The organism is Blautia sp. 1033sp1_1033st1_G9_1033SCRN_220408, from assembly GCF_040929965.1.
In the GTDB taxonomy this organism is placed as follows: domain Bacteria; phylum Bacillota; class Clostridia; order Lachnospirales; family Lachnospiraceae; genus Blautia_A; species Blautia_A ammoniilytica.
On record NZ_JBFKZO010000004.1, the window covers coordinates 16,234 to 35,592 of the forward strand.

Consider the following 19,359-nt stretch of genomic DNA (forward strand, 5'->3'; position numbering starts at 1 on the left):
AAGAGAAATGGAAAGCAAGACAACAAATAAAGGATTAAAATTTATAAACAATTATCGCCAGGTTATTATTCTGCTGGCAGAGATCATTATTTTCTCACTGATCAGCAGCAGATTCCTTTCTGTTGGTAATCTTACCAACGTACTGAAGCAGGTTTCTATCAATGCGATTCTGGCAGCAGGCGTGAGCTTTGCCATCATCCTGGGCGGTATCGATATTTCCATCGGATCAGTTGTAGGATTTACCGGTGCCATTGCAGCCGCTTTGGTTGTCAGAGATGTTCCGCTGGTTGTTGTTATTCTGGCAACACTGGCTATCGGTGCTGTAGCAGGTCTGATCAATGGTGTGTTTATTGCATACTTTGATCTGCAGCCAATGATCGTAACACTTGCAACACTGTCTGTATTCAGAGGTGCTACCCTGGTATTTACAAATGGTGCAACAGTAGCAATGTCAAAGGGTGCATGTGCTGCTTCCTTTAAATTCCTTGGATCTGGCAGGATTTTTGGATTCCTGTACATGCCGGTTCTGATCATGGCACTTGTATTTATTGTTGTGTACTATGTTCAGAACAAAACATCTTTCGGACGCCATATGTATGCAGTGGGTGGCAATGAGGATGCTGCTTATCTTTCCGGTTTGAATGTACGCAAGATCAAATTAATGTGTCATGTGATCTGTGGTATCCTTGCAGGTCTTGCAGGTGCAGTTATGTGTGCTCGTGTTGGTTCTGCTCAGCCTACTGCAGGTGAAAGCTATGAGATGGATGCTATCGCAGCCTGCGTTGTTGGTGGTACATCCTTACGAGGTGGCGAAGGCCGCATTGCAATGACACTTGTTGGTGCCATTATCATTGGTATGATCAACAATATCCTGAACATTATGAATGTGTCCAGCTACTGGCAGACTATCGTAAAAGGTGTTGTTATCCTGGCAGCTGTACTTATGGACAGAAAAAGTAACAACTAAGCAAAATTGAAGGGACCCGAATATTTACGAAGTAAATTTTGCACTACTTCAATAATAGAAATTTATATAAAACCGTACTTATGCAGCAGAAGCTGTATAAAATATATAATGTCATGGGAGGACAAAAAAATGAAAAAACTTATCGCAGGAGCATTAACCGCAGCAATGGTACTTGGAACAGTGACACCAGCCGCAGTCTTTGCTGACGAGAAACAGGATCTTACACTTGGTCTTATGTTATCTGATAACACAAACCAGTTCTTCTCCACCCTTGAGGATGCTTTCAAGAAAGCAGCAGAAGATGCAGGGTATGAAGTGATCTCTCTTTCTTCCGGTAATGACGCTGCAAAGGACGTTACAAACATGGAAGACCTGCTGACACAGAACCCGGATGTTATCGTTTATAATCCGGTTGATTCCGATGCTGCAGGTGATGCTGTTGCAATGGCAAATGATGCAGGTATCCCGGTTGTTACAGTTGACCGTGCTGCCAACAGTGGTGATATTGTTTGCCACATTGCATCTGATAACGTATATGGCGGCGAGATCGCAGCTCAGTACATCGTAGATCAGCTTCCGGATGGCGGACAGGTTGTTGAGATCCAGGGCCAGGCTGGTGCAAGTGCTACCAACGAGCGTGGAGAAGGCTTCCACAACATTATGGATGACAATGACAAATTTGAAGTTGTTGTTTCTCAGACAGGTAACTGGTCTTCTTCTGAGGCTATGAGTGTTATGGAGAATGCTCTGACAGCTAATCCGGATATCAAGGCTGTATTCTGCCACAATGATCAGATGGCATTAGGAGCTATCGAAGCTTGCCAGCAGGCAGACAGAGATGACATCGTTATCGTTGGATTTGATGCAGATGCAGATAACCTGGATGCAATCAAGGCTGGTACACAGGCTGCAACTGTTCGTCAGCTTCCGGCTCTTATGGGAGAGACTGCAGTAGAGGTTTGCGGAAAGATTGCAGCTGGCGAGGAAGTTGAAACTTCTATCGGTACAGAGGTTGAGCTTGTAACAGCTGATAATGTAGATGCAGATGCAACAGCAGAGGAAGAGGCAACAACAGAGGAAGATGCAACAGCAGAGGAAGATGCAACAACAGAGGAAGAGACAGAGACAACAGATGCTGAGTAAGTAATTCGTTCAAAATGCAACACCGGGGAGATACATCCCCGGTGTTTTGAAAAAACGGGAGAATATTTATGGGCAAATCATATAGAGAAGAGCTTGTGGGTGTATTTGGGTGTCCGATCGACGAGAACCCTACAGTAGTAGTGGCAGAGGCAGCATTTAAAGACCTGGGGATTCCTTACCGTTATCTTACCATTCTGGTAAAACCGGAAGATCTTGAGAATGCAATGAAAGCACTGCCAGCATTGAATATGAAAGGTATCCATCTTACCATTCCACATAAAGTGGAGGTATTAAAATATCTGGACCATGTGGCTGAAGATGCAGCCATTATGGGCGCTGTTAATACCGTATGGGTAAAAGATGGTGAATTATATGGCGAGAACACAGATGGTAAAGGATTTATCAAATCCCTTCAGGATGAAAATGTAGAGATGAAGGGCAAGAAAGTTATGATGCTGGGAGCTGGAGGAGCCGGCCGTGCCATCGCAGTGGAGCTTGCAAATGCAGGTGCAGAGACGATCCTTATTGCCAACCGTCCAGGTTCTGGCAGAGGAGAGGAACTGGTAAAGCTTGTAAATGAGAAAACATCTGCCAATGCAAAATACATTTGCTGGGATCATACCCTGGATGTTCCGGAAGATGTGGATATTCTTGTAAATGTTACAAATATCGGCCTGTATCCGAATGTAGATCAGAAACCAGATATTAATTATGCTACCGTAAAGCCTGAGATGGTAGTATGTGATGTGATTCCAAACCATCCACATACAATGTTCCTGAAAGAGGCAAAGAAGAACGGTGCAAAGACTATTGATGGCCTTGGCATGTTGGTTAATCAGGCTGTGATCAGTTTTAAATTCTGGTCCGGCCGTGACTGTAATGCAAAGGTTATGAAAGAGGCACTGGCAAAAGAATACGGAGTAGAATTAGAGGATTGATATGGGAAAATTAAGTGATAAAGAAAAATATGACATTCTCTGCAAACAGGAAGAGGAGCTTCGATTTGAGCATTTTGATAATGATGATGCATGGAAGCTTGGAAAGATTCTTGTGAAAAAGGCAAAAGAGGATAAGCTACCCATTGCAATCGATATTCAGATCAATGGGTATCAGGTTTTTAGGTATGGGTTTGCAGGAACCAACGGATTTAATGAGATCTGGCTTCAGAGAAAGATCAATTCTGTAAACATGATACACAGAAGCACGCTGCGAATTCATTATATGAAGTCTGTAGGGCAGGATGATCTGTTTGTCGATGGACATCTGGATCCGGATGAGTACAGTATGATGGGCGGCGGATTTCCTATCTATGTAAATGGTGTTGGTGTAGTAGGCGTACTTTCAGTATCAGGACTGGAACATCACGAAGATCACAATACTGCAGTATATGGGATTTGTAAATTCCTGGGCAAAGAGGTTAAGCTGATTCACGCAGAGTCATAAGAGAATGCCGGGGAAGATGCTGACAGCAAGGGATTGGCATTATTAAATATAAAGGAGAAGACACAGATATGGGAGACAAAGTATATCTTGGAAATGACACAGCAGGCTATTATTTGAAATCAAAATGTATCGAGTATCTGGAAGGAAAAGGGATTCCTTATGTAGATTGTGGATCTGATGATAATCCGGATATTGAGGCAACCCGTTATCCGTTTTTTGCAGCAAAGGTGGCAAATGCAGTTCGTTCCGGCGAGGCAAGATGCGGCGTACTGATCTGCGGAACCGGTATCGGTATCAGCATGGCAGCAAATAAATTTAAAGGCATCCGTGCAGGTCTATGCAGTACACAGTATCAGGCTGAGATGACCAGACGTCATAATAATGCAAATATTCTGTGCATGGGTGGAAAGACCATTGGTGAGTGGGAAGCTATTGAGATGCTTGAGATTTTTCTGAACACCCCTTATGATGGAGGTTTCCATGACGGATCTCTGGATCTGATAAAAGATATTGAGAACCTTACCATGAATGACGAAGTATGGAATGAAGAGCCAAGAAAGATTTCCACAGGTCCTTTAGCAGACGCAGAAATCTTTGATAGAAGCAAGGGTTGATGATATAGTTATTGATCGGTAAAGGGCATGCCAAGTATATTGGGTGCCCTTTTCATAAAATTAGAAATAATCTGGAGTGAAGATATGTCAACATTAAAAGACGTAGCTGAGATCGCCGGGGTTTCCGTAAGTACCGTATCTTATGTTCTGAGCGGCAAGAAAACAGTCCGTCCGGAAACGCTGAAAAGGATACAGGATGCTATCAAGCAGGTAGATTACTGTCCCAATCTTTTGGCCAGCGGTTTAAAAACAAATCTATCAAAAACCATAGGGGTTGTGATGTGGGATATGCAAAACAATTATTCCATTGAAGTGCTTCGTGTGATGGAAGATACAATCTGCAAGTACGGCTATTGTATGATCGTATGTGATTCGGATCAGAGCCCTGAAAAGGAAAAAAAGAATCTGCGAAGACTGCTGGCTCGGAATATTGACGGTCTGATCCTGATGGGTAGTGGAAACAACGTATTATCCAGCTACCGGAACGCACAGATACCGATTGTCTGTATTGATCGTGCGGCTGACGAAGCATTTCTTACTGTGCAGTCAGACAGTGTTGCAGGTGGGCAGATGGGAACTGAATATCTTCTTTCCAAAGGCCGCAGGAAAATTTTGTTTTTAGGATATGACCTGGATTTCGATTTTGCAAGGAAAAGGCTTCTGGGGTACAAAAAGGCAATGGAGCTTGCCGGTTTATCTGATGAGATTCATTATGAAATTCTGCCAGAGCGTTCCGTTAAATGCGCAATGGACAGGGTGGAGAAGCTTTTGCAGGATAAGTTTGATTATGACGCAGTGTTTGGCTGCGTGGATTATTTTGCAATTGGTGCAATGAATGCACTGATCAAACATGGGTACCAGGTGCCAGAACAGGTGTCTATACTTGGGTTTGATGGCAGCGACATGGGGAAGCTGTCCATAAAAGAGCTGACAGCGGTTGCCCAGCCCAAACAGGCTTTGGGAAAAGCAGTTGTTGAGTATCTGATGCGACTGATCCGCAAAGAAAAGATACAGGAAAAATGTGTTCTTATGGAACCATATATTATTGAAAGAGAAACCTGTTAAAATAGCTTGTAAAAATCATTAAAAATTTTTTTACTTTAACTCTTTTTTAGTGTAAAGTGATGAAATACACAAAAAGCATTGACAATTGAATTGTTTGGGACTAAAACAATGGTAATTTTTACATCAATTGTATCTTATCTGGTAACTGTAAGGGCATTGAGCCGTTATCTTACCTGTATGATACAGAGGGGAGAAAGACAGATGAATACATTAGTTATTGTTTTAGTTGCTGCAGTTTTGCTTGTTGCTGCTTATGTGTTGTACGGACGCTGGCTTGCCAACAAATGGGGGATTGATCCGAAGGCAAAAACACCGGCGCGTAAATTTGAAGATGGACAGGATTATGTCCCAACAGATGGATGGACTGTTTTCAGTCATCAGTTTTCCTCTATTGCAGGTGCAGGGCCTGTGACAGGTGCTATCCAGGCTGCTGTATTTGGCTGGGTGCCGGTGCTTTTATGGGTGCTGATCGGAGGTATTTTTTTCGGTGCAGTTACTGATTTTGGTGCCTTGTATGCAAGTGTGAAGAATGATGGCAAATCCATGGGACTCCTGATTGAAAAATATATCGGAAAGCTGGGGAGAAAGCTGTTTCTGCTTTTCTGCTGGCTTTTCACATTACTTGTAATTGCTGCGTTTGCAGATATGGTTGCAGGTACTTTTAATGCTTATGTTGTTGCGGATGGTGTTGCATCTCTTTCAGATGCAGCCAGGACAAATGGAGCTGCCGGAACGATTTCTCTTCTGTTTATTGGATTTGCAATGATTTTCGGTTTGATTCAGAAAAAAATGAATTTCCATGGCTGGAAAGAAACTGTAACCGGGCTGATCTGTACAGTTGCTGCACTGGCCATTGGTATGATGCTTCCCATAATAGCAGGGAAAGATACATGGACTTATATTACATTTGTATATATTTTCTTTGCTGCTGTATTACCTATGTGGCTGTTAAAACAGCCTCGTGACGCGATGACTACTTATATGTTTATAGGTATGATCGCAGGTGCAGCCCTGGGACTGCTGGTAGCACATCCTTCTATGAACCTTCCGGCATTTACTGGATTTCACAATGATGCATTGGGAGATATGTTCCCGATTTTGTTTGTTACAGTAGCCTGTGGTGCAGTTTCCGGATTCCACAGTCTGGTTTCTTCCGGTACATCCTCAAAAACAGTTGCCAACGAAAAGGATATGCTGAAGGTGGGATATGGTGCAATGGTACTGGAAAGTCTGTTGGCTGTGCTGGCTCTTTGTGTAGCCGGTGCTGCAGCATCTGCAGACGGCACTCCGGCATCAGGTACGCCATTTCAGATTTTTTCCAGTGGAGTAGCAGGCTTCTTTGAAATGTTTGGCGTGCCGGTTTACGTGGCGCAGTGTTTTATGACTATGTGTGTATCTGCGCTGGCACTGACAAGCCTGGATGCAGTTGCACGTATTGGCCGTATGAGCTTCCAGGAACTTTTCAGTACGGATGATATGGAGCATGCAGAAGGATGGCGAAAGCTTTTCTGCAATAAATATTTTTCAACGATCCTTACTTTGGCAGCAGCTTTCGTTCTGACAAGGATCGGATATGCAAATATCTGGCCATTATTTGGATCTGCCAATCAGCTGTTATCTGCACTGGTGCTTGTCACCTTGTGTGTATTTATGAAGGTTACAGGAAGAAGTAATAAGATGCTGTTTCCACCGCTGATCATCATGCTTCTGGTAACCGGCACTGCGCTGGCAGAGCGGACCATTGGTCTGGTGAAGGCAATTGCGGCAGGTTCTGCTACTTTTCTGGTAGAAGGGCTCCAGTTGATCATTGCCATACTGCTGATCATTCTTGGACTTACCATCGTGATCAATTCTCTGAGAGCCTATTTCGCATCTCGGAAGAATTCAGAAAAAGCGTAACTATTTAGTATCCTTTGAAATTTTCAGATTCCTAGGCTGATGCAGGCCTGGGGATTTATACGTTGACAGGTTCCAAAAAACTGGAGTATACTAACACTGTCTTTACAGTAAAGACAAAAGTAACTGTTTCATATCATTACAGTTACAAACAAAATACTTTTACATTTCCAGGAGGGCGGAGTTATGAAGAAAAACAACAGTATTCAGACAGTTGTAGCTGTTGGTATCGGTGCAGCACTGTTTTTTGTGTTGGGACGTTTTGTTGCGATCCCAAGTCCGGTACCTAACACAAATATCAGCCTGCAGTATGCAGTACTTGCATTGCTTGCTGCTATGTACGGACCATTTGCAGGTGGACTGATTGGATTTATCGGACATACATTGATTGATTTGTCCTGGGGCGGCAGTCCGTGGTGGAGCTGGGTAATCGCATCCACATTTGTTGGTATTGTGGTTGGCCTGTTTGCCAAGAAGCTGGATATCCAGGAAGGTGATTTTGGCAAGGGCAAGATTGCCACATTTGCAATCTCCAATATTGCTGCACATTTGGCAGCTTGGATCGTAGTAGCACCGGTTCTTGATATTCTTATTTATGCAGAGCCTGCTAACAAGGTTTTTGCACAGGGCGCATTTGCTGCTGTATCCAATATCCTTACAGCTGTGATCGTAGGTATCCTGCTTGTGATCGCATATACCAAGACCATTGCTAAGAAAGGCTCTCTGGATCAGGAATAATCAGACAGAGCACTTAGTAAAAATCAGAAATATTAAAATCTTAAGCGGTTTTGTAACTGTAAGTGCAGAGAATATCTGCTTAGATTTTAAGAAGAAGGCTTTTCCATATTCTTTAGGGGTGTGGAAGAGCTTTTTTTATGTTATAATCAAATATGTTATGTTTGAATCATTTAACTGAGGTATATACATATGACGGAACTGAAAAAACCTATTATTTCATTTAAGGATTTTTCCTTTCAGTACAGGGCACAGAAAAAGCCTACACTGACTGGGATCAATCTTGATATTTACCCTGGCGAGAGAGTTTTGATCGCCGGTCCTTCCGGCAGTGGTAAAAGTACGCTGGCATCCTGCGTGAATGGTCTGAATCCTTTCTCAAATCCAGGAGAGTGCACTGGAAGTCTGATGGTGGATGGTGTGGATGCACCAAACAGCAGTATTTTTGAACTTTCTGCACATGTAGGTACTGTCCTCCAGGATCCTGACGGACAGTTTATCGGTCTGACAGTAGGGGAGGATATTGCATTTGCATTGGAGAACAGCTGCACCCCGCAGGATAAGATGCACAAGATCACAGAGCATGTGGCGGATCTGGTAGGGATCCGGCAGCATCTGGAGTATGCGCCCCATGAATTATCCGGCGGCCAGAAACAGAGAGTTTCGCTGGCTGGTGTGATGGTGGACAGGGTGAAGATCCTTTTATTTGATGAACCGCTGGCCAATCTGGATCCGGCTACTGGCAAACAGGCCATCGAACTGATCGATGAGATCCAGGAGAAGACAGATACGACAGTACTGATCATTGAGCACAGGCTGGAGGATGTCCTGTGGCGAAATGTGGACAGGATCGTTTTGGTAAATGAAGGGAAGATCCTGGCGGATATGCATCCGGATGAACTGCTTGCCACCAGCCTTCTGGCGGAGAATGGGATCCGTGAGCCTTTGTATGTAACCGCTATGCGATATGCCGGGATCCAGATCACGCCACAGAAGAAGCCTTCCCATGTGGATCATACTGTGCTTGACGAACAGGACATCCGCAAGCTTTCCGGCTGGTTTGAATCCAGACCACAGCCAAAGCCAAAGGAAGAACCACAGGTTCTGCTGCAGGTAGAGGGGCTGAGCTTCGGATATACAAAGGAGCGGCAGACGCTGCATAATGTAAGCTTTTCTATTGGAAAAGGAGAAATGGTCAGCATCGTAGGACAGAATGGTGCAGGGAAGTCCACGCTGTCCAAGGTGATCTGCGGCTTTGAGCAGGCAGAGAAGGGCAAGATCCTTTTTGAAGGACGGGACATTACCGGAGAAAATATCCGTAAAAGAGCAAAATATATTGGATATGTAATGCAGAATCCTAATCAGATGATCTCTAAAAACATGATTTTTGACGAGGTTGCCCTGGCACTTCAGGGAAGTGGTATGGATCAGGCGCAGATCAGGGAAAAGGTGGAGTCTACCCTGAAGATCTGTGGCTTATATCCTTTCCGAAACTGGCCGGTTTCTGCATTAAGCTTTGGACAGAAGAAGCGGGTGACTATAGCAAGTGTGCTGGTGCAGGATCCAAGACTGATCATCTTAGATGAGCCTACGGCAGGCCAGGATTTCAGACATTACACGGATATTATGGAGTTTTTGCGGGGGTTGAACCGACAGGGTGTAACAGTGATCATGATCACCCATGATATGCATCTGATGCTGGAGTATACTCCAAGAGCCCTGGTGTTTTGCGACGGACAGCTGATCGCAGACAGAAGTGCGGCAGGTGTTCTTTGTGATCCTGATCTGATACAAAAGGCAGCATTAAAGGAAACCAGTCTTTTTACATTAGCGAACCGGTGTGGGATCACTCCGGCAGAAGCTTTTGTAGAACGATTTATAGAGACGGACAGGGAGGTGCGCAGTCATGGCTGCTAAGACAGTATTAAATTATCTTCCCAGGGAAAGTGTGGTGCATAAGCTTACAGGTACCACCAAGCTGGCATTTTTTCTTCTGTTTACTTTTGCAAGTATGATCACCTATAATACCTGGGTGCTTTTAGGACTTTTGGCGGTCAGTCTATTTGCTTTTAAGCTGAGCCGGATCCACTTTCGGGAAGTTCGGTTTATGATGATCTTTATGCTGGTATTTCTCCTTTTGAATAATTTGTTTATTTTGCTGTTTGATCCTAACCAGGGCACCACATTGTATGGGACCCGCCATGTGCTTTTTCACTTGTTCTGGAGGTATGATATCACCCAGGAGCAGCTGTTTTATATGCTGAATATCTCTCTGAAGTATTTTGTGGCGCTTCCGGTGGCGATTTTGTTTATTTCTGCTACCAATCCAAGCGAATTTGCGGCCAGCCTGAACAGCATTGGTGTTTCCTACAAGATTGGATATTCTGTGGCAATTGCCCTCCGCTATATTCCGGATATCCAGAGAGATTACCACAGTATCAGCCAGGCACAGCAAGCCAGAGGGGTTGAGCTGGGAAAAAGCGAGCCGTTTTTTGCCAGACTGAAGAACTCTGTCAGCATCCTGATGCCGCTGATCCTTACCAGCCTGAATCGGATCAATACCATTTCCAATGCTATGGAACTAAGAGGCTTTGGAAAGGATAAAAAGCGTACCTGGTATATGAAACGTCCATTTGCCCGCAGGGATTTTGTGGCCCTTGCCTTGGGGGTTGTGCTATTTGGAATCAGCCTTGGAATTACCCTGCGTTTTGGACGATTTTATAATCCTTTCAAATAAGAGACGATCTAAAGGATATTTTGAGGGAAAAACTTGTAACTGTGAGGATGATTACTGAGCACTTATAATAAATGTTTTTATTACACGGAAAACTTGTTCCACAGAAGCAGACATGTTTGCTTTGGCATTTTCACTATCCATAGCCTCTTCCAGGGAAACCGGGGATCTGAGAATAGGGAAGAATGCGTCAATACCGGACTGATTGCAAATGACAGCGTCAGGGGTTACGCATCCTGAAAAAGCCAGAACCGGTTTTCCGTATTTTTTTGCCATTTGTGCTACACCTTGGGGGGCTTTGCCCATAACAGTTTGTGCATCCAGCCGGCCTTCTCCGGTTAGGATGATATCTGCATCTTTGATATAATCTTCCATGTGTGTTTCTTCCAGCACGATCTTGATCCCGGATTCCAAAGAAGCATTCAAAAAAGTACGAAAGGCAAAGCCAAGGCCGCCTGCCGCACCGCAGCCTGGATAGTCTGGATCTGCATCCGGATATATTTTACCAGCAAGGCTTGCAAAATGTGCCAGCCATGGATCCATAAGAGCGATCATTTCGTTATCTGCACCCTTCTGTGGTCCGAAGATGGCACTGCATCCTTCAGGACCGCAAAGTGGATTGCTCACATCACAGGCAATGCGGAAGGTACATTCTTTTAGTTCCGGAAGTACATGGGCATTATCAATGGTTTTCAGAAGGGAAAGCCCCTGGGCTCCATAAGGGATAGGATCCCCGGAAGCATCCAGAAAATCAAAGCCTAATGCCTGCAGCATCCCCACACCACCGTCATTGGTGGCACTTCCTCCGATCCCTACGATAAACTTACGGCAGCCTTGTGAGATCGCATCCAGGATCACCTGCCCCACCCCATAAGTGGTTGTATGCAGAGGATTTTTTTCTTTTCCATGTACAAGTGTGATACCTGCAGCACCTGACATTTCAATCACAGCAGTGTGGGAGGCAGGAAGGATGCCATAGCGGCAGTGAGCTGGTTTTCCGTCTGGACCGATTACTGTGACAGTACGAAAAGAGCCGTCCATGCCTTCAGTGATGGCAGTGACTGTGCCTTCGCCGCCATCTGCAAGAGGGCGGATACAGATATCAGCATCTGGAAAAACTTTTCGGATACCCTGGGCAGCTGCGATACCGGCTTCCTTAGAAGTCATACTTCCTTTAAATGAATCAATGGCAATTACAAGTTTCATGGTCAGATCTCCTTTTCTTGGGCTTACGAATCAAATCTTACTTTTGTTTATATTTTATCAGTTTTATCGCATGAAAAAATGGTATAAATAATAAAATATGGTTAAAAAAAACAAGAAATATATGTTATAAAGAACATATAAATTTATAAAAGCATAATGAGGGTGAAAACATGGAGATCATTGACAGGGAAACTGCCCAGTATATTGTGGATACAGTAAAGAGTGTATGTGGAAAAGATATTAATTATATTGATGCAAGGGGGATTATTATTGCCAGCACAGACCATAGCCGTGTAGATTCCTTTCATGAGATTGGTTATCAGGTAGTAACACAAGGGGATACAAAAGAAGTTTCAGGTGATGAAAGCTTTTGGGGTGTTCAAAAAGGAGTAAATCTTCCGGTTTTTTATCATGGAAAAGTGATTGCTGCAGTAGGAATCAGCGGCGAGCTGGAAGAGGCAAGAAAATATGCAGCCCTGGCACAGAAAATCACTACAATACTTTTGCGGGAAAGAGAAGTGGAGGCTAGAGGCAGCCAAAAGAGATCCAAGATCAGTTATATGCTTCGGATGCTGCTTAGGCAGGACATCACAGACTATACAGAACTGAAAGCTTTTTTTAAAGAAAATGGAATTAGGGAATCTGGAAAGTACAGGATGGCTTTTGTAAATGTAAGACAAGATGTTTTTGAGGAAGGAATGACCAATCCTGTGCTTCGTGTTTTTGAAAAGATCAGTCCTTGGTATACATATGAATATCCGGGAGAATATGTATTATTGTTGAAAGAAAGTGATACAGGCAAAACCATTCGCTTGCTGCAGGAACTGACCAGGGTTCATGAAGCAGAGATTACTGCAGGGATGGGAATGATTAAGGAACTTTCGCATATTTCCCAATCCTGGCAGGAGGCAAGGCTGGCTCAGAGATGTGTACAGGGCCGCAAAGGATTCTGCTTGTATGAAGAACTGGGATTTGAAATGCTTCTGGGAAATGTATCTGTAAAAGTGAAAACTCAGTATACAGAGAAAATTCTGCAGGGTCTGGCATCGGAGGATCTTCAAATACTGAAAGTCTATTACAGCCAGGATATGTCTTTGCAGAAAACTTGTGAATTGTTGAACATGCATAAAAATACTCTTCAGTACCGGCTGAACCGTATTCGGGAGATTTGTGGATATGACCCGAGAAGGTTCAGGGATGGGGTTTCATTGTATACAGCAGTGTGCGTGCAGGCAGAAAAGGACGAAAAACAGAAAAATGATTTTTAACAAATTGAACACATTTTTCCCACAAAGTAAACACAAATAACCCCTATACTGTGAAGCATCAAAAGGAAATGAAGCAGATATTAATGAGTGCAACAGATCATTAAAGAATGTAGCAGATCATTAAAGAATGCAGCAAATCGTTAAGAATGAAACAGACGATGAGTCTTTAAGGAGGTATATATCATGAAGGATTTTAATGAACTTAATGAGATGGATGAAATGAATGAGAATGAAAATAACAAAAAAGCAGAAAAGAAAAACCAGAAAAAGAAAATGATGAAGAAAGGTTTAAGCATCAGCCTTTGTGCAGTGCTTGCAGGAGGACTTGCAGCAGGTTCTTATCACGGATTTAATTATCTGAACAACTGGAATACAGCAAGCAATGTACAGGCTGCAGAGAGTGGCGACACACTTACTCTTCTGAAAGCTAAGAAGTCAAGCTCCGATGATTCTGACAAAAAAGATACAGCATCTGCAGACAGTATGGATGTATCTGCAATTGTAGAGCAGGCAATGCCTTCTGTAGTATCCATCAGTACCAAGTCTGTACAGGAGGTGCAGGATTATTACGGGATCTTCAGTCAGTACGGATATGCACCACAGGAGAGAGAGGTTGAAGGAAGCGGCTCCGGTATTATTATCGGGAAGAACGATACAGAGCTTCTGATCGCAACCAACTACCACGTAGTGGAGGGCGCAGATACATTATCTGTTGGTTTTGTTGATAACAATGCTTATGAAGCAAAAGTAAAAGGATATGATAAGGCAAATGACCTGGCAGTTGTATCCGTATCATTGGATGATATTTCCGATGATACCATGGATGCAATCTCTGTTGCAACCATCGGAAGCTCCGATGATTTGAAGGTTGGCGAGCAGGTAATTGCTATTGGTAATGCACTTGGTTATGGACAGTCTGTTACAACTGGTATTGTCAGTGCAAAGAACCGCAGAGCAAATTCTGATTATTCCCAGCAGACGGTTCAGAGTGATGAAGAAGATAACCAGAGCGGTATCAATCTGATCCAGACAGATGCAGCAATCAACCCTGGTAACAGTGGCGGTGCTCTTCTTAACATGAAGGGTGAGGTTGTTGGTATCAATTCCGCAAAGCTGGCATCTACTGAGGTTGAAGGTATCGGTTATGCAATTGCGATCTCTGATGTTGCAGATGATATTGAGAATCTGATGAATGCGAAGACAAGAGATAAAGTAGAGGGAAGCCATGGCGTACTTGGCATCAGCGGACGTACAGTCAGTGATGAAGCAAGCCAGTATTATGGTATTCCGGAAGGTGTTTATGTTGCAGAAGTAACGGAAGGCGGTGCTGCAGAGGCTGCTGGTATTAAGGAACAGAACATTATCACAAAGTTTGATGGCAAGACGGTTACTTCTATTGAAGATCTGGTAGATATGCTTGAGTACTATGAACCGGAAGAACAGGTAGAGGTTACGATCGCAACACTTAGTAAGGGCGGTTACAAAGAGAGTACTGTAGAAGTTACTCTTGGCTCCAGTGAGGACCAGGATCAGAGTAATGAGGACCAGGACAGCGATGTACAGAACAGTGATGATCAGGGCGATGATGTCCAGGGCGGTGACAACCTGTTTGATGATTTTGAACAGGGAGGCAGAAGTGGACTTCAGTTTGGTGATGGCGTGAACTAAAACCTTCTGGATTGAAAAGAATATGAAGCAGGTAAAGCACCTGGTATAAAATACCGCATCGGTTTCGGGAAAGGAAGCCGGTGCGGTATTTTTGCTGCCAGGCATCCGTAAGAAGCTGCCGGTGGCAGGTTCTGTAGGTGCAGAAGCGCATCAAATAAATGAATTGCTGTTTGTGGAAGAGTATAATATAATCGTATGATACGGAAATGGGAAGGGAGAACATTTGATGACAGATAAAATAGCATTGGTTTTTGATATTGATGATACATTATACCGCCAGATCGATTTGCTTCAGCCGGCATGTGAAGAGGCAATGGGCGGTAAAAAGCTGCCGGATCCAGAACTTTTTTACCAGATTTTTGGGAAAAGAAGCTACGAAATGTTCCTGGAAAGTTCTGCTGGAAGAATGGAACTTCACCAGTCAAGGATATGCCGCATTATGAAAACAATGGAAGACCTGCAGATTCCTTTTACAGAAGAAATGGCAGAAGATTTTCAGCGCAGATACAAAGAAAAACAGCAGAATCTGAAACTTTCACCGGCACTGGAGGAAATACTGGATATATGTAAATCTGCAGGGATACGGATGGGTGTGATCTCCAATGGTCCGGATCAGCATCAAAAGGATAAATGTCATATTATGGGACTGGAACAGTGGATTCCAATGGAACATGTGCTGGTTTCAGAAGGGGTTGGATGCGCCAAGCCTGAAAGCGAAATCTTCCGGATGGCAGAACAGCGGCTGGGGATTACTGATGAGACTGTTTATATGATCGGAGATTCCATCGCTAATGATATGACAGGAGCAATGAATGCAGGATGGAAAACCATCTGGGTGAATTACCACGGGTATAAGCTTCCAGAAGGGGCAAAGAGACCGGATTATCAGGTGGAAACACAGGAAGAATTACGGGATGTGATCCTAGGATTGGGGGATCTGCGGCCTTTTTAGCGTTTAATTATTATATAAAAATAAACATGTCTGCTTAAGCAGCAATCAGCAGCGCCTGGTATGTTTCTCCAAGGAAAAATTTGTTCCTTTTGGGTTAAGAAATCATATCAGGCGCTTTTGCTTTGTAAAGGCATGGTAAAATGTGCGGCAAAACATTGGAAACCATATTGTTTTACAAAAATTACAGTGCTATACTCCATCCCGTAAGCGAGAAAGCCTGACGGGCCCGGGACTTTTTTCTGCTGAGAATAAAAAAGACTTGATTTGATATTAAAATTCCATTTACTGGAGAGGAGTTATTATGAAGAAAAAATTAGTTGCAGGTCTTATCCTTGCCCTGAGTGCAGTAACCGTATGTCCGGCAGCAGCATTTGCTTCCACAGATCATTATACAGACAGTAGTGTAGTAGGAAAGGATAATGGCTGGGATGAGTGGTCATCCAGCTGGGAAACAACCGCAGCAGATTTTACAAAAGTTTCCCTTACACCTGGAGCAGATGATACAGAATTAAATTTTGCATGGTACAGTGAAAAGACAGACAGCCAGGCAACACCTGTGGTACATTTCGGGACAGACAAAGATAATCTGGAAACCTTTGAGGGAACCAGCGGAGACGTAGATCAGGATCTGACAGGTGACAAGGCTTATGAATATAATCATGTAACAGTTACCGGCCTTGAGCCAAACACCACTTACTATTATACAGTTGAGAAAAATGGTGAGCAGACAGAAGTAACAGAGTATACCACAAAGGGAATGGATACCGTAAAGATCCTGTATGTAGGAGATCCACAGGTTGGTGCTTCTAAAGGACAGACTCAGGACGGAGCGGAGTTATCCGCTGAGGATGGAGCAGCTAATACAGCAGCAAAGAACGATGGCTTTGCATGGTCACGTACACTGGATACAGCACTTGCAGAAAATCCGGATCTGAACTTTGTGATCTCTGCAGGCGACCAAGTAAATAAAACAGGAAAACCAAAGGAAGAAGAGTATGCATCTTATTTAAGCGCAGAAGCACTTACTTCCCTTCCGGTTGCAACTACAATTGGAAACCATGATTCCCTGAATGCAGATTATGCTTATCATTTCAATAATCCGAATAACACAGAGAATGGTAAAACAGCAGCTGGCGGAGATTATTATTACAGCTATGGCCAAGGCCTGTTTATCGTACTGAATACAAATAATTACAATGTGGCAGAGCATCAGAAGACTATTGAAGAGGCAGTAGCTGCTTATCCGGATGCAGCATGGCGTATAGTTACCATCCATCAGGATATTTACGGATCAGGTCTGGATCATTCCGATACAGACGGTATGATCCTTCGTACACAGCTTACCCCTGTATTTGACAGCAATGATATTGATGTGGTGCTTCAGGGGCATGACCATACTTACAGCCGTTCTAAAATGCTTTACGGTGATGGACAGACCCATGGAAAATATGAGTTCCGTCTGAATGAGGATGGTTCTGATTATGACTGGGATCATGCAACAAACGTAGATACAGAGGAACAGATCACACTGGCTCCGGAAGATGGAGATACTGATGCACAGGCTGCACTGGATGCCTTCAAACAGGATAATAATTGCTATACCATTGAGGACGTAGAGGGCAATACAGTAACAGATCCTCAGGGAATCCTTTACATGACAGCAAACTCTGCATCCGGATCCAAATATTATGAACTAGTACCTACACAGCAGGATTACATTGCAGCACGCAGCCAGAACTGGCTTCCCAGCTACTCTGTGATTACAATGACCGCAGATCAGTTTTCCATTGACACATATCAGATTACCGAGGATGGAAAAGCAGAAGCGATTGATGATACCTTTACCATTGAAAAAACGAAATGAGTAAATTAAGATCTGCCGGGCTGTTTCAAAAGAAAAAAGCAGCCCGGTATCTTATAGGGTTCATTCTTGTCTGTCTGTTCGCTGTGTTTGTGATCCGTCTGAACCAGGTGGAGAAAACAGAATTGGTAGTCCGTACAGGGCAGACATTTGAAAAAGCAGAAGTAGTGAAGATCCTTCAGGACAATCTGGAAGACAACGGAACCCGTGTGGGAGAGCAAAAAGTGCGGGTGCGTATGCTTACCGGTGTGCGAAAAGGAGAAGAACTGGATATTACCAGCAGTTCCGGGTATTTGTTCGGTGCACCCTGCAGTCCGGGAATGAAAGTGATCGTTATGCAAAGCGTTGCAGGTGAGTCAACGGTGGCAAGCGTATATTCCCAGGACAGGGAATGGGTGATCTATATTTTTGCCGCTTTATATCTTCTTGCTCTTTGCATTATAGGCGGATGGCAGGGGATCAAAGGATGCTTGGGACTGGTCTTTACCTTTTTTTGCGTGATCTTTGTATACCTTCCACTGGTGTACCTGAATTATTCCCCATTCTGGTGTGGGGTATTTATTTGTTTTATCACCACTCTTGTGACCATGTACCTGATCGGTGGGGCTTCAAGAAAGACCATAGCGGCCACACTGGGAACCTTGGTGGGAGTTATGGCGGCTGGTGTGGCGGCATGGTGCTTCAGTAAAGCTTCCGGGATCACCGGATATAATGTATCAGATATCGAGACTTTAATGACTTTATGGAATACCAATGGGATTCAGGTAGGAGGACTGTTGTTTTCAGGACTTCTGATCTCCTGCCTTGGGGCAGTGATGGATGTGTCTATGTCTATCTGCAGTGCCATTGATGAGATTTACAGACAGAATCCTATGCTTACCAGAAAAGAATTGTTTAAGGCCGGGATGCGTGTAGGCCGTGACATGATGGGAACAGACAGCAATACGCTGATCCTTGCTTTTGCCGGGAGCAGTGTAAGCATGCTCCTTCTGGATTATGCATACAATCTGCCTTATCAGCAGATCATTAATTCAAATAATATAGGAATTGCCATTATGCAGGGACTGGCAGGCAGCTTTGGAATCGTTCTTTGCGTACCGCTGACTGTGCTGATCTGTGCGTTTCTTTTCCATAAAAAAGAGACTGTGCCACAGTCTTTTTTGGCTAAAAAACATATCACAATTCTACGTATGTAGGCTCATGTCCCATAGCAGGAATGATCTTTTCAAGCATATCATTGGTGCTGATCCGAAGGCTAGAGGTGTTGATGCAGGGATGACAGCCGATATATGGTTCTTTTACCACATCACTGTCGATGAGAAGACGTACTTTGTGGTCTTTATCATTCATCAGTCCCATGATACTTACAGAGCCTGGAGTAATGTCCAGAAATTCTTCCATATAGTTTTCTTTTGCAAAAGAAAGTCTTGCGGATTTAATTTGGGAAGACAGATCTTTTGTTTTAAATTTCTTATCTCCAGGGATCAGAAGCAGGTAAAAGTCCGTTTCCTGGCGGTTGCAGAGAAACAGATTCTTGCAGATTACAGTTCCCAGTACCTGATCGGCTTTCTGGCAGGCTTCAATGGTCATCAGGGCTTCATGGTCAATCCGCTGATATTTGATCCCAAGTGAATCAAGAAAATCATAAACCCGGATTTCCTTTGCAAGACGCCCCTGGCAGTCAGTGGGTCTTCCTTCAAATAATTCCATATCAGTATCTCCTTGCAGTAAATTCATAATCAGAACCACCAGGTCTGGCAGCGCTGTCTGACGAACATTGTATCATGGTAAAGCGATAAAAACCAGA

17 protein-coding genes are annotated in these 19,359 nt (G+C 43.8%); 15 read left to right on the top strand and 2 right to left on the bottom strand.

What is annotated here, in order from left to right; translation table 11 throughout:
* The first annotated feature begins 7 nt into the window (after positions 1-7).
* From AB5916_RS04320 to AB5916_RS04365, 10 genes are all read left to right on the top strand, one after another.
* Positions 8-967 carry an ABC transporter permease gene (locus tag AB5916_RS04320; protein ID WP_368189388.1) on the top strand — a complete coding sequence of 320 codons (960 nt, stop codon included), beginning with the start codon at positions 8-10 and terminating at the stop codon, positions 965-967.
* Positions 968-1,096: 129 nt separating this feature from the next.
* Complete coding sequence (locus AB5916_RS04325; protein ID WP_368189389.1) at positions 1,097-2,110, top strand: substrate-binding domain-containing protein; 1,014 nt, start codon at positions 1,097-1,099, stop codon at positions 2,108-2,110.
* 68 nt (positions 2,111-2,178) lie between these two features.
* Positions 2,179-3,048: a shikimate dehydrogenase gene (gene aroE, locus AB5916_RS04330; protein WP_368189390.1), complete on the top strand. Its 870-nt coding sequence runs from the start codon at positions 2,179-2,181 to the stop codon at positions 3,046-3,048.
* 1 nt (position 3,049) lies between these two features.
* On the top strand, positions 3,050-3,553 hold the full coding sequence (locus AB5916_RS04335; protein ID WP_158422124.1) for a heme-degrading domain-containing protein: 504 nt from the start codon (positions 3,050-3,052) through the stop codon (positions 3,551-3,553).
* A gap of 68 nt (positions 3,554-3,621) precedes the next feature.
* On the top strand, positions 3,622-4,167 hold the full coding sequence (gene rpiB, locus AB5916_RS04340) for a ribose 5-phosphate isomerase B (RefSeq protein WP_158422123.1): 546 nt from the start codon (positions 3,622-3,624) through the stop codon (positions 4,165-4,167).
* A gap of 84 nt (positions 4,168-4,251) precedes the next feature.
* Positions 4,252-5,232: a LacI family DNA-binding transcriptional regulator gene (locus tag AB5916_RS04345; RefSeq protein ID WP_262582963.1), complete on the top strand. Its 981-nt coding sequence runs from the start codon at positions 4,252-4,254 to the stop codon at positions 5,230-5,232.
* A 201-nt stretch (positions 5,233-5,433) separates the two neighbouring features.
* The gene (locus AB5916_RS04350; RefSeq protein WP_368189393.1) at positions 5,434-7,131 is read left to right on the top strand and encodes a carbon starvation protein A; all 1,698 of its coding nucleotides are present in this window, start codon (positions 5,434-5,436) and stop codon (positions 7,129-7,131) included.
* Between the two features lie 183 nt (positions 7,132-7,314).
* On the top strand, positions 7,315-7,866 hold the full coding sequence (locus tag AB5916_RS04355; protein ID WP_368189395.1) for an ECF-type riboflavin transporter substrate-binding protein: 552 nt from the start codon (positions 7,315-7,317) through the stop codon (positions 7,864-7,866).
* Positions 7,867-8,055: 189 nt separating this feature from the next.
* Positions 8,056-9,780: an ABC transporter ATP-binding protein gene (locus tag AB5916_RS04360; RefSeq protein WP_368189397.1), complete on the top strand. Its 1,725-nt coding sequence runs from the start codon at positions 8,056-8,058 to the stop codon at positions 9,778-9,780.
* Positions 9,770-10,600: an energy-coupling factor transporter transmembrane protein EcfT gene (locus AB5916_RS04365; RefSeq protein WP_158422118.1), complete on the top strand. Its 831-nt coding sequence runs from the start codon at positions 9,770-9,772 to the stop codon at positions 10,598-10,600. The genes AB5916_RS04360 and AB5916_RS04365 overlap by 11 nt, the downstream gene beginning before the upstream one ends.
* Positions 10,601-10,651: 51 nt before the next feature.
* On the opposite strand, the gene AB5916_RS04370 is transcribed toward AB5916_RS04365, so the two are convergent.
* Positions 10,652-11,803 carry a glycerate kinase gene (locus AB5916_RS04370; RefSeq protein WP_368189399.1) on the bottom strand — a complete coding sequence of 384 codons (1,152 nt, stop codon included), beginning with the start codon at positions 11,801-11,803 and terminating at the stop codon, positions 10,652-10,654.
* A 170-nt stretch (positions 11,804-11,973) separates the two neighbouring features.
* Between AB5916_RS04370 and AB5916_RS04375 the strand changes: the two genes are divergently transcribed.
* From AB5916_RS04375 to AB5916_RS04395, 5 genes are all read left to right on the top strand, one after another.
* Complete coding sequence (locus AB5916_RS04375) at positions 11,974-13,071, top strand: CdaR family transcriptional regulator (protein ID WP_368189401.1); 1,098 nt, start codon at positions 11,974-11,976, stop codon at positions 13,069-13,071.
* Between the two features lie 183 nt (positions 13,072-13,254).
* A complete protein-coding gene (locus AB5916_RS04380; RefSeq protein WP_368189403.1) occupies positions 13,255-14,739 on the top strand; it encodes a S1C family serine protease in 1,485 nt (494 codons plus the stop codon).
* A 226-nt stretch (positions 14,740-14,965) separates the two neighbouring features.
* The gene (locus AB5916_RS04385; protein WP_368189405.1) at positions 14,966-15,691 is read left to right on the top strand and encodes an HAD family hydrolase; all 726 of its coding nucleotides are present in this window, start codon (positions 14,966-14,968) and stop codon (positions 15,689-15,691) included.
* Positions 15,692-15,992: 301 nt separating this feature from the next.
* A complete protein-coding gene (locus AB5916_RS04390; protein WP_368189408.1) occupies positions 15,993-17,555 on the top strand; it encodes a fibronectin type III domain-containing protein in 1,563 nt (520 codons plus the stop codon).
* Entirely contained in the window at positions 17,552-18,748 is a 1,197-nt protein-coding gene (locus AB5916_RS04395) for a YibE/F family protein (RefSeq protein ID WP_368189410.1), read from the top strand. Before AB5916_RS04390 ends, AB5916_RS04395 begins: the two co-directional genes overlap by 4 nt.
* Here AB5916_RS04395 and AB5916_RS04400 read toward each other — a convergent pair.
* Positions 18,729-19,262: a prolyl-tRNA synthetase associated domain-containing protein gene (locus AB5916_RS04400; protein WP_368189413.1), complete on the bottom strand. Its 534-nt coding sequence runs from the start codon at positions 19,260-19,262 to the stop codon at positions 18,729-18,731. The genes AB5916_RS04395 and AB5916_RS04400 overlap by 20 nt on opposite strands.
* Between the last annotated feature and the right edge of the window lie 97 nt (positions 19,263-19,359).

What these genes read in the sequence shown, in the direction of transcription:
- AB5916_RS04335 (WP_158422124.1), top strand. Translation starts at nt 3,050, where the DNA reads ATGGGAAAATTAAGTGATAAAGAAAAATATGACATTCTCTGCAAACAG.
- AB5916_RS04370 (WP_368189399.1), bottom strand. Translation starts at nt 11,803, where the DNA reads ATGAAACTTGTAATTGCCATTGATTCATTTAAAGGAAGTATGACTTCT.
- AB5916_RS04395 (WP_368189410.1), top strand. Translation starts at nt 17,552, where the DNA reads ATGAGTAAATTAAGATCTGCCGGGCTGTTTCAAAAGAAAAAAGCAGCC.
- AB5916_RS04390 (WP_368189408.1), top strand. Translation starts at nt 15,993, where the DNA reads ATGAAGAAAAAATTAGTTGCAGGTCTTATCCTTGCCCTGAGTGCAGTA.
- AB5916_RS04355 (WP_368189395.1), top strand. Translation starts at nt 7,315, where the DNA reads ATGAAGAAAAACAACAGTATTCAGACAGTTGTAGCTGTTGGTATCGGT.
- AB5916_RS04380 (WP_368189403.1), top strand. Translation starts at nt 13,255, where the DNA reads ATGAAGGATTTTAATGAACTTAATGAGATGGATGAAATGAATGAGAAT.
- AB5916_RS04385 (WP_368189405.1), top strand. Translation starts at nt 14,966, where the DNA reads ATGACAGATAAAATAGCATTGGTTTTTGATATTGATGATACATTATAC.
- AB5916_RS04325 (WP_368189389.1), top strand. Translation starts at nt 1,097, where the DNA reads ATGAAAAAACTTATCGCAGGAGCATTAACCGCAGCAATGGTACTTGGA.
- AB5916_RS04365 (WP_158422118.1), top strand. Translation starts at nt 9,770, where the DNA reads ATGGCTGCTAAGACAGTATTAAATTATCTTCCCAGGGAAAGTGTGGTG.
- rpiB (WP_158422123.1), top strand. Translation starts at nt 3,622, where the DNA reads ATGGGAGACAAAGTATATCTTGGAAATGACACAGCAGGCTATTATTTG.
- AB5916_RS04360 (WP_368189397.1), top strand. Translation starts at nt 8,056, where the DNA reads ATGACGGAACTGAAAAAACCTATTATTTCATTTAAGGATTTTTCCTTT.
- AB5916_RS04375 (WP_368189401.1), top strand. Translation starts at nt 11,974, where the DNA reads ATGGAGATCATTGACAGGGAAACTGCCCAGTATATTGTGGATACAGTA.
- aroE (WP_368189390.1), top strand. Translation starts at nt 2,179, where the DNA reads ATGGGCAAATCATATAGAGAAGAGCTTGTGGGTGTATTTGGGTGTCCG.
- AB5916_RS04320 (WP_368189388.1), top strand. Translation starts at nt 8, where the DNA reads ATGGAAAGCAAGACAACAAATAAAGGATTAAAATTTATAAACAATTAT.
- AB5916_RS04345 (WP_262582963.1), top strand. Translation starts at nt 4,252, where the DNA reads ATGTCAACATTAAAAGACGTAGCTGAGATCGCCGGGGTTTCCGTAAGT.
- AB5916_RS04350 (WP_368189393.1), top strand. Translation starts at nt 5,434, where the DNA reads ATGAATACATTAGTTATTGTTTTAGTTGCTGCAGTTTTGCTTGTTGCT.
- AB5916_RS04400 (WP_368189413.1), bottom strand. Translation starts at nt 19,262, where the DNA reads ATGGAATTATTTGAAGGAAGACCCACTGACTGCCAGGGGCGTCTTGCA.